Origin of the sequence: Phormidium pseudopriestleyi FRX01 (assembly GCF_017313335.1) — a bacterium.
GTDB lineage: Bacteria > Cyanobacteriota > Cyanobacteriia > Cyanobacteriales > Laspinemataceae > Laspinema > Laspinema pseudopriestleyi.
In genome coordinates, this window is the sequence record NZ_JAFLQW010000241.1 from 1 (window position 1) to 11,349 (window position 11,349).

Below are 11,349 nucleotides of genomic sequence, written 5' to 3' on the forward strand. Positions count from 1 at the left end.
AGTTCTAGGGCTTTATCCACTTGCTCTTTGAGGGCGACAATGGATTCTTTGCGCCACCCGCCATCAGCAGTAATCACGAGTTTAGCTTGAGCATCGATGAGGCGGTCCTTGATGGATTCAGCGCTGAATCCGCCAAAAATCACCGTATGGGCGGCCCCAATCCGCGCACAGGCCAACATGGCGATTGCTGCTTCAGGAATCATCGGCATATAGATGCCAACCCGATCGCCTTTTTTTACCCCCATCTCTTTGATGACGTTGGCCATTTGGCAGACTTCTCGGTGCAATTGGGCGTAGGTGAGGGTTCGGGAGTCTCCCGGTTCTCCTTCCCAAATTAAGGCCGCCTTATTTTTGCGGGGGGTGGTTAAGTGGCGATCGAGGCAATTGTAGGAAATATTCATCTGACCCCCGACAAACCATTTGGCGTTGGGGGGTTGCCAGTCGAGGACTTTATCCCATTTTTTAAACCAGTGCAGTTCTTTTTCCGCAAGCTGTTCCCAGAACTGTTCGGGATTGGCGGCAGCTTGGTCATAAAGCGCCTGGTACTCTTCTAAACTCTTGATTCGAGCATTTTTAGAAAATTCCGCTGATGGCGGAAACTGCCGTTTTTCGTTAAGAGTCGATTCAATCGTGGATTCGGACATTGTTTTTACAGTCTCTTGTTTGCGCTTATTTATTATTTTTGATCCAGAAGGCCACTTAAAACCTTGAGATTTTTTAAGCGGGGATTCACCCAAAACCGATGACCGCAGAGTGTCAAATCGCCTAAACTAGTTTTTAAAGGAGTAGGGTGGGCATTGCCCACCTTCTGTTCGGTGGCTTCACCACCCTACAATTGCTACAATTGCTATTTTATTTTTTGGAGTTCCCTTAGACAACCGGATTTAGTACGAGAAAGGACCAAGGACCAAGGACTAAGAACCTACAACATCGCCTAAACTAGAGGATGGTAAGCGTTAAGGGGTATTCGTATGACCCTCTATCTCGGCATAGACTTCGGGACTTCCGGGGCTCGTGCAGTGGCGATCGATGACCATGCAGGGATTCAGGCACAGGCGGATTTTCCTCTGGACCGACAAACCCCGGAACTGTGGCAGGAGGGGTTATTTGGGTTACTGGACCAACTCCCTCGGTCTGTACGGCAGTCCATCGGCGCGATCGCCATTGATGGGACATCCTCTACGGTGTTGCTGTGCGATCGCAGTGGCACTCCGGTAGCGGAACCGATTCTCTACAATGATGCCCGGGGGATAACGGTGATGGAGAGGTTACGGGAAATCGCCCCTCCCAATCATCCGGCGATCGGGGCGACTTCCAGTTTGGCGAAGCTGTTATGGTATGCCCGTCATCCCAAATTGTATCCCGATGCCCTGCATCGGGTGGCAACTACGGGTTTATTCTTTCTGCATCAAGCAGATTGGCTGAGTTTCCAACTCCACGGGCAAATGGGCATCAGCGACTATCACAATGCCCTCAAACTGGGGTATGACCCTGAGCATTTATTTTATCCCGAATGGTTGCGACTGGCCTTGCCGCAACTGTTTACTAAGTTCATTCCTTATTTGCCTCATGTAGTCAAACCGGGAACGCCGATCGCCCCGGTAACGGCAGAAATGGGCGATCGCTTTGGATTACCTGCCCATTGCGTAATTTGCGCCGGAACCACGGACAGTATTGCGGCATTTTTGGCATCCGGTGCAAGGGAACCGGGAGAGGCGGTGACTTCCCTGGGTTCAACCCTGGTGCTCAAACTCCTGAGTCGCGATCGCGTGGATGATGCGCGCTATGGAATTTATAGTCATCGTCTCGGCGATTTATGGCTGACGGGGGGTGCATCGAATACCGGAGGGGCAGTCCTGCGTGAGTTTTTCAGCGATCGGCAACTGGCAGAATTCAGTCAAAAAATTGACCCAAACATCGAAAGTCCTCTGAAATATTATCCCCTCCTCAAACCCGGGGAACGGTTTCCTTTAAATAATCCCGAACTCCCCCCACGATTAGAACCCCGTCCTAACTCTGATGTGGAATTTTTGCATGGATTATTAGAAAGCATGGCCCGGATTGAAGCGCGGGGATATGAACTGTTACAAGAATTTGGGGCAACCCGAATTAAGCGGGTTTATACCGCTGGTGGCGGGGCAAAAAACTCCACCTGGACGGCGATTCGCCAGCGTCGGCTGAATGTTCCAGTGATGACGCCAACTCAGACCGAAGCGGCCTATGGTGCCGCATTATTGGCCCGGATGCAGAACCGGGGGTGAGTGAAAGAGTAGGGTGGGCACTGCCCACCGAAAGCAATTGTCAGGTGGGCAGTGCCCACCCTACAATTGCTAAATCACGAGGATTCCGCAATTACCGTGGCAATTCCCAGATATTAATAGTGTTGTCATTTCCTGCTGAAGCTAATCGCCTGCCATCGGGTCCCATTGAGAGCGAAAAGATGGATTTCTCATGTCCGGTGAGGGTTTCCAACAATCTGCCCGTTGCGAAATCCCAGAGTTTCACAGTGCGATCGTCACTAGCAGAGGCAATGGTGCGACCATCTGGGGTAACGGCGATCGCATACACAGGGAAAGAATGACCTTGCAGCGTCTGCAACAATTGACCGCGATTTACATCCCAAATCTTTACCGTACTATCGTAACTGCTCGTCACGAGGTTTCGTCCATCGGGGGTAAAGGCAACCGAACTCACCCAATCATCATGGGCTGGAATTGTCGTGATTAACTCCCCTGTATTCAGGTTCCAGAGTTTTACGTTGTTATCCAGTCCCCCGGATGCCAAGGTTGCGCCATTGGGACTGAAGGCAACGGCATCTACTCCGTCCTCATGGGCGCTCAATGTGCGAATGATTTGCCCGTTCTCAACGTTCCAGAGTTTAACTGTATTATCCCAACTGCCGGTGGCGAGAGTCTGTCCATCGGGACTAAATGCCACGGTTCTCACCCCTTTCGTGTGACCATAAAGGGTATAAATCAACTGTCCTGTTTCCATGTTCCAGAGGTTGGCGGTGTTGTCATCGCTACCACTGGCTAGGAGTTGACCATTTGGAGAGATATCCAAGGCCCTCACGTCATCCAAATGGACGGAAGCTGTATAGTTCAGTTCTCCCGTTTCAGTATTCCAAAATTTGATGGTATCTTCATTGCTGCCACTGACGACGACTGGGGCAGTCGGACTATAGGCAACAGCAAAAATTGGGAAGGCGAGATCGCCAATGGTTCTGAGGAGTCGGGAACTGGGGGTGCGCTGTTGTGCCAGCAATGGGGGGGCGCTGGCTAGAAAATGGAGGGGGAACACTCCAAGGGTCACGATTCCAGCTACAACTAAAGCGCTAAATTTTTTCCAGGAGGAGGGTTTTAAGGTCATATTGGCTTGATTAGAAAATTAAGTGTTCACCTAGGATCTAACACTATTTTAGAGTTTAGATTCACGAATTTTTGAGGAAAAAGTTGACTTAATTCACCGTCCCCTCCTGCCACTTTTGCCACTGTTGTTGTAAATATTTTGTCCATTCCACGGCGATCGCCACTTCGGTAAAGGGAATCTGCACTGAATTTTTGGGGGATGGAAACACAAATTCTAAGGCAATTTTTTGGGCTTTGAGATTTTCCGGCACCGAATCAACGGCCAGGGGTTGTTGATTCACTAGCAACTGTAATGACTGTACCTCTTTTAAGGAAAAGGTTTGTTGATTTACCGGACCTTTGCGCGTCGGTTTCCCCCAAGTCAGGCAGTCGCCCTTTTCTCCCAATACCGCATAAATATCATACTTCGTGCGATCGAACCCCTGCGCCCAAATCCGATAGGCTTCCACTTTTTGATATTCGTTCCATCCCGCCCAAGCAAGTCCTATAAATAGGGCCAGCAAGGGTAACCACATCAGTCCTCTTTCCATGAATTTAATCTCTGCGATCGCAATTAGGGTCTGTTGTTTGAGTCACGCTTCCACGGTTCAAAATCCAGGCGGTTTCCAGACGCTTTCTCTGATTTTTAGTTCCTGGAATTAATTTAATTTTTCCATCGGGGCCGTTTGCGGGTCGATAATTTTTTGACCCCCTCGGATAAATTTAATCGCTAAGGACATCTTAGTTGCCGACCCAAAAACGTGAGAAACTTCCCCGGGACCAAAGGTATCATGAACCACCATATCTCCCACGCGCCAGTCCACCATTGCTGCCGCCCCTTTTGGCGTTTTGGCGGTCCCGGAACTGCGGCGCGATCGCTCTTTTGGCACCGAATTTCCTTGCAGTAAATCCCGGGGTAATTCGGCTAAAAATCGTGAGGGTTGAGCGCGTTCATACGACCCCCACAAGCGCCGTTCTAAGGCATGAGTTAAAAATAGTCGTTCCTGGGCGCGAGTAATCCCTACATAGCAAAGTCGCCGTTCTTCTTCCAGTGTACGCGGGTCATTAATACTGCGAAAATTGGGAAATAATCCCTCTTCCATTCCCACTAAAAATACCACGGGAAATTCCAATCCTTTCGCCGAATGAATGGTTAACAAAGATACCGCCTGTTCCCCTTCTTCTAAATTATCTAACTCCGAAGCAAGGGAGGCATTAGAAAGAAATCCCGTTAAGGAATTGTCTTCATTTTCCTCGGCAAATTGCATTGTGGCGCTATACAACTGTTCAATGTTCGCCATTCGGTTTAACGCTTCATCGGTGTTTTCCAGTTTCAGGGATTCCATATAACCGGATTCTTCCATCATCCCTTTGAGAATTTCGATCGCCGGTAATGTTTCCACTTGCCCCTGCCATCGGGACATCAATTGAGAGAATTCTAGCACTTGTTTGACCGATCGCCCTGCCAGGGTTTTCACCGAAGTCTCATCACTGAGAATTTCCCACAGGGGTATGCCCAACTGTTGCGCTGCCTCATCGAGGCGTTCTAAAGTAGTTTTCCCGATACTGCGTTTTGGCGTATTAATAATCCGGCGCAAACTAATCGAATCCGACGGGTTGGCAACTGCGCGTAAATAGGCGACGGCATCCTTGACTTCTTTGCGATCGTAAAACTTCAAACCCCCCACCACCCGATAGGGGATATTCATTTTAACTAACACATCCTCAAACGATCGCGATTGAGCATTAGTCCGATACAAAATCGCAAACGAACCCCAATCCAACTCCGGATGCTGATTTTGCAACATCCGAATTTGATTCACCACATATTGTGCTTCATCTAAATCATTTTCCGTCCGATAACATATAATCGGTTCCCCTTCCCCCCGAGTCGGAAGCAACACCTTCTCAATGCGTTCCGTATTATTCTCAATCAGTTTATTGGCAACTTCCAGGATATTTTCCCGGGACCGATAGTTCTCCTCCAATTTCACCAAACTTTGGGTTTCGTCATCCTCTAAACCATCCCCAAAATCTTCCTGAAACTCCAACAAAATGGTATAATCCGCCATGCGAAACGAGTAAATCGATTGGTCTACATCACCCACCACAAAAACCGAACGATTGTCCCATTTCTTAAATGACTTCGCCGCTTCCCCATTCGTCACCAACATCCGAATAAAATCATATTGGGTGCGGTTGGTATCCTGATATTCATCCACCAAAATATGATGAAACTTGCGATGCCAATAATCCAAAACTTGAGCATCCTGCCGGAACAGTTCCACCGGAACGCGAATCAAATCATCAAAATCCAGGGCATTATTCGCCGCCAAAGTATCTTGATACCGACTATAAACCTCCGCTACCTTGCGATTGCGATAATTTGTCGGGTCATTCGCCTCTAAATCCCTGGCAGACCAACCCTTATTTTTTGCCCCACTAATTTCATACCGGATTTTGCGAGGCTCAAATTTTTTGCTATCCAAATTCATCTGTTTGATGACAATATCCTTGATAGCCGTTTGAGCATCGGACTCATCTAAGATAGAAAATTTGCGGTTCCATTGACGACCATTTTCATCTTTAAACTTTTCAATATCGTAGCGCAAAATTCGGGAACAGAGGGAATGGAACGTGCCAATCCACAGGGGTTTAATGCTATTTCTCCACACCTGCGATCGCACCTGAGTCTGTTCCGCTGGTTCTAAGGCAGAAAACGGTTTATCATACTTTTGTTCTGCCACAGTATCCGCAAAAATCTTCTCAATCCGTTCCTTCATTTCCCGGGCCGCTTTATTCGTAAAAGTCACCGCCAGGATATCTTCAGGATGGACTTGATGAGTGCGAATTAAATTAGCAATTCGATAAGTCAGCGCCCGAGTTTTGCCTGAACCCGCCCCAGCAACGACTAACAAGGGGCCACAGAAATGTTCCGCAGCGCGACGTTGGTTCGGGTTCAGATGGGCCAGAAAGTCAAGGGTTGAGGTCATGGTTGAACGAAGCAAAAGCGGTAAGGGCTGAGTCTAGGTTAGATCTGCTCTTCAATTTTACCAAATTTGGGTATTTTTGGAATCTGACTCATTTCGCCACCGCATTTACTCATTTTCCTCAAAAATAGGCGGCCAAAGTTCAGAAACCAACAGTTCCCAACCCGGTAACAGTTCGGGAATCGTTAAGGTTTCATCCCCTCGAAGTTGCAGCGGTTCCCCCGTGGGACGATAAACCGTAACCGTTTCTTCGTCGGGGTCAATTAAAATCCCCACTTGTGCGCCTTGTTCCAGGTATTGTTGGAGTTTCTGCTGGATGGGAGGAATGCGATCGCTTTGTGATTTAATTTCCACCACTAAATCCGGAACCAGTTCAGCAAAATACCGAATACTGCGCCGCAACCGTTCTGCTTTCACAAAAGAAACATCCGGTGCCTTCAAATTACTATTCGGTAAAATAAACCCACCAGCAGAGTCAAAAACTCGACCCAACCGACGCGGATTAATCCAAACATAAAGCGCCGCAATTAACCGAACCCCAACCTCACTGGATACAATATCTGAAGGTCCCCTGATTGAGATTTGGCCGTTTTCTAATTCTAATTGATAGTCTAACCCAGTTTGACTGATAACCCATTGAAGTAATTCTAGGTCTTTGATGGTTACATTGGACATAATTTTTCCAATTTAGTATAGGGATTCTGTTATTTTAGCACAATTGGGCTTAGGTGTTAGTTAGCAATTAAAAAAAAGGGGGAGAAATTATGAAGACTATAAACCAAAAATCGCCATTCAAATTATCAAGTCTATTAGACGCCTGTGTTTAATTAAAATCTTTTTTTCGACTATTGCGCTGGGCAGTCTCTTCAAAATCACGAAATAAATTTATTGTTCTATAACCGCAGGGATTTTGATAGTTTACGCATTATTACTGAGGGCCAAAGATGAAACTTTATTTCTTAATAATTCTTAAAGATTAACCCAGACATCTATTCACTCATATCAAGTACAATAATAAATTAATCTTTAAAACCGCGCATCCATGAGCCATCGTCTTATAGCCGCGATCGCCTTCCTCTCCTTAGCTTGTGTGGGGTGTGATTCTAACCCCTTGGCAAAACAACTCCCCGGAAGCTCACCCGCAGCCACTCAATCCCCAACTGTGACCCAAAGTTATGATTTACAACTGAATCAAAGCGAAATCGTGGTACGCTTGACAGAAGTTGCCTTGGCTGAGGATAGCACAACCCTAACCTTATCCATTACCAATGGTCGCCGAGAGGTCATCGAAATTGATACAGAAAAAAACCCTATCGTTATCTCTGATGACAAATATAATAAATATAATCTAGCTATTCCTCCGGATAATCCACTGATTCAAATCCCCTCGGGTACGACTCTGAATGGCAAATTTGTTTTTATTGGGCGGTTATTACCGGAAGTTAACACTATCCGATTACGAACCCTAATGCAGTGGACCCGGGCTAATTCTTCTTCCCGAGAGGCTACTCTATTTAATATGTACAATATTGAAATTTCTAAGACCCCAGACAATGTCCCTACCAATTAAATCCCTAAATCTAGCGATCGCCTCTAGCTTGCTGTTGACGACTACCGCTTGCAAAAATCAGCAGCAAAACTTACCCAAAGTTACAATCTATGAAATCGTCCCCGTTCCCGTTACCCAATTAGAAACGGTTAACCAGACCACTACCAGCACATGGGCCTTTAAAGCAGTTCACTTAAGCAGTATTGACCCTCAATTTCTGGCTAAACGGAGACCAAACGTAGAAACACAACCCCCGCCCACTCCAGTACAAATAGAAACCCCACCTCTTCAGATTCCATCAACAACAGAAATGCTCCCTCCTGCGACTTCAGTCCAAGTAGAACCGCCACCGGAAGCGACTCTAGTTACTGCGGATGAAGACCCAACCGATTCAACTCGAATTCTGGTAGAAACAGTGGAACCGACGCCAATCGAGGTGGAACAAACCCTCACGGAATTAAATGCTGAAACTACCATTGAAGGGATTAAATTCAATCTCTCAGACAATATTTTATTTGAATTCGATAAATATCACGTCCGGGCGGCAGCAAAACCGACTTTGGAAAAAGTTAATCAAGTATTGACCCATTTTAAGGATGCCCGAATCTTGATTGACGGACATACAGACAGCAAAGGAACCGATGAGTATAATATAGAATTGTCGCAAAAACGAGCAGCGGCAGTTAAATATTATTTCGTCAATAACTTTCAAGCAGAACCCACCCGAATCCAAACCCAAGGGTTAGGAAAAAGTCAACCGATCGCCCCGAATACCAATTCCGATGGTTCTGATAATCCCCAGGGACGAGAAAAAAATCGGCGGGTTGAATTTACCATTCAAACTGAAACTCGGACAGTCGAAATTGCGCCCAATTCTAACCCCTTTGGGGAAGCAGTTAGGAAGGCAACGAGTGCAGCAACTCTCACCCAAACTGCTAAAACTCCCGAACAGTGGTTACAAGTGGCAAATCAATGGCAAGAGGCGATCGCATTCATGCAAGTCGTTCCCCAAGATAGCGCCAATTATGCAACCGCTCAACAAAAGGTGGGAGAATATCAAAATAATTTGAATTATGCTCGACAAAATGCCGGTTTACGTTAAATCCGAGGGGATTTAATCCCCGGTAGGAGGGTTTTAAACAAAAATGAGTTTCCAAAAGTGTAACCGGGCGATCGCACTCATCCAGGAAGTGTCAGACTGTTCTTATCAATGAGTCTAACCGGAACCCCTATCATGATGAATCGATTCATGCCAACCCAACTCAACGTTTTAAGTCCGATCGCCGCCGTTGCCCTCGCCTTGGGACTGTTTAGTATTCCGCCCAATATGGAAGCAGCTTCTGCCCAAGAACAACCCTCTCGTAACTTAACCGTAACTGGACAAGGAATTATTAGTATTCCTACCACTTTAACTCAAGTGAGGTTAGGGGTGGAAGTTCAAGGAAAAACCGCCCAAGAGGTGCAACAAGAGGTAGCAAGGCGATCGCAAGCATTGGTGGAATTGTTGCGATCGCGCAATGTCGAGAAACTCCAAACCACCGGCATTCAACTCAACCCCATTTATCGCAGTAATGCCAACGAAGCGCCTACCATTACCGGGTATTCTGCCTCAAATATCGTCAGCTTTCGTCTCGCCACCGATCGCGCCGGAACTTTGTTAGATGAAGCAGTCAATGCCGGTGCAACCCGCATTGATGGAGTCAGCTTCACCGCCGCCGATGAAGCAATGGAAACCGCCCGTCAGCAAGCGATTCGCGCCGCCACCCAAGATGCCCTCACCCAAGCGGATACCGTCTTATCCGCCCTCAATCTCACTCGCCGAGAAATTGTCAAAATCCAAGTCAATTCCGCCTCACCTTCCCCACAACCCATGTACTCCCGGATGGAAGCTACGGCTGATTTTTCCACCCCAGTCATCGGAGGCGATCGGGAGATTTCTGCTTCTGTCACTTTGGACATTAGCTATTAAACTAAGATAGCACAGCTACCCCCTTTACGAGTTTAAAAGGCTACCAATCCAGTGGAAGGTTAACAGCCCCAAAAATATCCAAAGGAAAAGAATAATTGCAGCAGCTATCCAATTTTTAGGAGTTCCCTGCTGGTTAGCTGCTTCTGCCTGTTCTCGACATTCAGCCATCACCTGGGGGGGAATCATTTTTAGCACAATCCAAATTCCCAGGGGGACCAAAATTAGATCGTCTAAATAACCCAAAATTGGAATGGCATCGGGAATCAAATCAATGGGACTAAAAAGATAGGCGACGACCCCCGCAGCCAGCACTCTAGCATACCAGGGAACTCGGGGGTCTTTACTGGCTAAATAAAGGGCGTAGGTTTCGGTTTTGAGTTTACGGGCGAACTGTTTTAAGGACTGCATGGCTTGAGGGTCAGATGGGTTCTTCGTATTATATCTGCGATCGCCCTCCCAGAAATTCAATCCCTCCTCGATGACAACACCGCCATTCTGAAATAGTATATCGGCACTAAATCCGACTCCGGGTTCCACACCTTCATCCTCACCTCGGGGGATATCCAAGTCGCATCGTTCACCCCAGAGGAAGCGGCAACAGAACCCGAGACATCCTCGCCCAACCGCACCCTCATCCTCCGCGATGGAAGTCGGGCAGATATCGTTACCCAGGGTTTAACTTTCCGGGAAATTGTCAGTCAATTAGAGTTATTCAACTGCCGTCGGGTCGTCCTTTCGGCCTGCGAAACCGGGTTAATCGACTCCAGTCAATTGGTAGAGGACTATATCGGTTTGCCCAGTGCTTTTTTATATGCAGGAACTGTCACAGTCATTAGTAGTTTATGGTCCGTAGATGATTTAGCAACGGCTTTTTTAATGATGCGCTTTTACTGGACTATTGACCTAGAAACTCTCTCAATGCTGGAGGCGTTACAGTCGGCACAAACCTGGTTAAGAACAGTTTCGCGCAAGGATTTAATTCGCTGGTTGCGGGAGGATTTAAAAGCGCCGAAGGAGTTATGGCAAAATTGCGATACCCGATTACGTCGGTCCTATCCAGATTTGCCCTTTTCGGGTCTCCATTCCTGGGGGCATTTTGCCATATTGGGTTGTAAGCGGAGGTCCGTGGGGGGTTTAAACCCTAGCCCTGTCAAGGTTTGTTTGTAGGGGCGCAATGCGAGGGCCTAAAGAGGGTGATCAGACCAAACCCCTACATGAAACAACGATTTTTCGTCATTAAATTTACCACATTGACAGGGCTAGGTTAGCCAACCTTAGCTATCTGTCCTTGGATTCAGGAGTTGCTCAAATTCAGCTATGGAACCCACAGAAATGGTTTGGCGATGTAGCTGTTTTAGAGTCGGAATCTCCTCCAGACGATTCACCGCTTCTACCACGGACTGAGGGACCTCCCCAAACCGGACTTGCAAAAGGTCTAGGATATTCTCCCGTTGATTTCGCAAAGTACCCTGTTCGAGTCCCTGTTCGAGTCCC

General features: G+C 47.3%; 12 protein-coding genes. 5 read left to right on the top strand and 7 right to left on the bottom strand.

Annotated features, from left to right (window positions below; all coding sequences use genetic code 11):
* Positions 1-644: AMP-binding protein (locus J0895_RS08915; RefSeq protein WP_207087753.1), on the bottom strand; the 644-nt coding region annotated here is incomplete at its 3' end.
* A gap of 327 nt (positions 645-971) precedes the next feature.
* On the opposite strand from J0895_RS08915, the gene J0895_RS08920 reads away from it, so the two are divergent.
* Complete coding sequence (locus J0895_RS08920; RefSeq protein ID WP_207087754.1) at positions 972-2,261, top strand: FGGY-family carbohydrate kinase; 1,290 nt, start codon at positions 972-974, stop codon at positions 2,259-2,261.
* Positions 2,262-2,352: 91 nt separating this feature from the next.
* Here J0895_RS08920 and J0895_RS08925 read toward each other — a convergent pair whose 3' ends face one another.
* The 4 genes from J0895_RS08925 to J0895_RS08940 all read right to left on the bottom strand — a co-directional run bounded on the left by J0895_RS08925 (position 2,353) and on the right by J0895_RS08940 (position 7,012).
* Positions 2,353-3,369 carry a WD40 repeat domain-containing protein gene (locus tag J0895_RS08925; protein WP_207087755.1) on the bottom strand — a complete coding sequence of 339 codons (1,017 nt, stop codon included), beginning with the start codon at positions 3,367-3,369 and terminating at the stop codon, positions 2,353-2,355.
* A gap of 88 nt (positions 3,370-3,457) precedes the next feature.
* Positions 3,458-3,898 (bottom strand): hypothetical protein, encoded by a 441-nt coding sequence (locus tag J0895_RS08930; protein ID WP_207087756.1) that lies wholly within the window; start codon positions 3,896-3,898, stop codon positions 3,458-3,460.
* Positions 3,899-4,006: 108 nt separating this feature from the next.
* Positions 4,007-6,340, bottom strand: coding sequence for a DNA helicase PcrA (gene pcrA / locus J0895_RS08935; RefSeq protein WP_207087757.1), 2,334 nt, complete (start codon positions 6,338-6,340; stop codon positions 4,007-4,009).
* A 105-nt stretch (positions 6,341-6,445) separates the two neighbouring features.
* Positions 6,446-7,012, bottom strand: coding sequence for a Uma2 family endonuclease (locus tag J0895_RS08940; RefSeq protein ID WP_207087758.1), 567 nt, complete (start codon positions 7,010-7,012; stop codon positions 6,446-6,448).
* 367 nt (positions 7,013-7,379) lie between these two features.
* On the opposite strand from J0895_RS08940, the gene J0895_RS08945 reads away from it, so the two are divergent.
* The 3 genes from J0895_RS08945 (at position 7,380) to J0895_RS08955 (ending at position 9,855) form a co-directional block, all read left to right on the top strand.
* Positions 7,380-7,907: a hypothetical protein gene (locus J0895_RS08945; protein WP_207087759.1), complete on the top strand. Its 528-nt coding sequence runs from the start codon at positions 7,380-7,382 to the stop codon at positions 7,905-7,907.
* Positions 7,891-8,988 (top strand): OmpA family protein, encoded by a 1,098-nt coding sequence (locus J0895_RS08950; RefSeq protein WP_207087760.1) that lies wholly within the window; start codon positions 7,891-7,893, stop codon positions 8,986-8,988. The genes J0895_RS08945 and J0895_RS08950 overlap by 17 nt, the downstream gene beginning before the upstream one ends.
* Positions 8,989-9,120: 132 nt before the next feature.
* Positions 9,121-9,855, top strand: coding sequence for an SIMPL domain-containing protein (locus tag J0895_RS08955; RefSeq protein ID WP_207087761.1), 735 nt, complete (start codon positions 9,121-9,123; stop codon positions 9,853-9,855).
* Positions 9,856-9,879: 24 nt separating this feature from the next.
* On the opposite strand, the gene J0895_RS08960 is transcribed toward J0895_RS08955, so the two are convergent.
* Positions 9,880-10,422, bottom strand: a complete 543-nt coding sequence (locus J0895_RS08960) for a YkvA family protein (RefSeq protein WP_242541160.1) — start codon at positions 10,420-10,422, stop codon at positions 9,880-9,882.
* Between the two features lie 66 nt (positions 10,423-10,488).
* Here J0895_RS08960 and J0895_RS08965 point away from each other — a divergent pair, with 66 nt between their 5' ends.
* Positions 10,489-11,022 carry a CHAT domain-containing protein gene (locus J0895_RS08965; RefSeq protein ID WP_340643480.1) on the top strand — a complete coding sequence of 178 codons (534 nt, stop codon included), beginning with the start codon at positions 10,489-10,491 and terminating at the stop codon, positions 11,020-11,022.
* A gap of 107 nt (positions 11,023-11,129) precedes the next feature.
* Here J0895_RS08965 and J0895_RS08970 read toward each other — a convergent pair.
* A partial coding sequence (locus tag J0895_RS08970) for a hypothetical protein (protein WP_207087762.1) occupies positions 11,130-11,349 on the bottom strand: 220 nt, incomplete at its 5' end.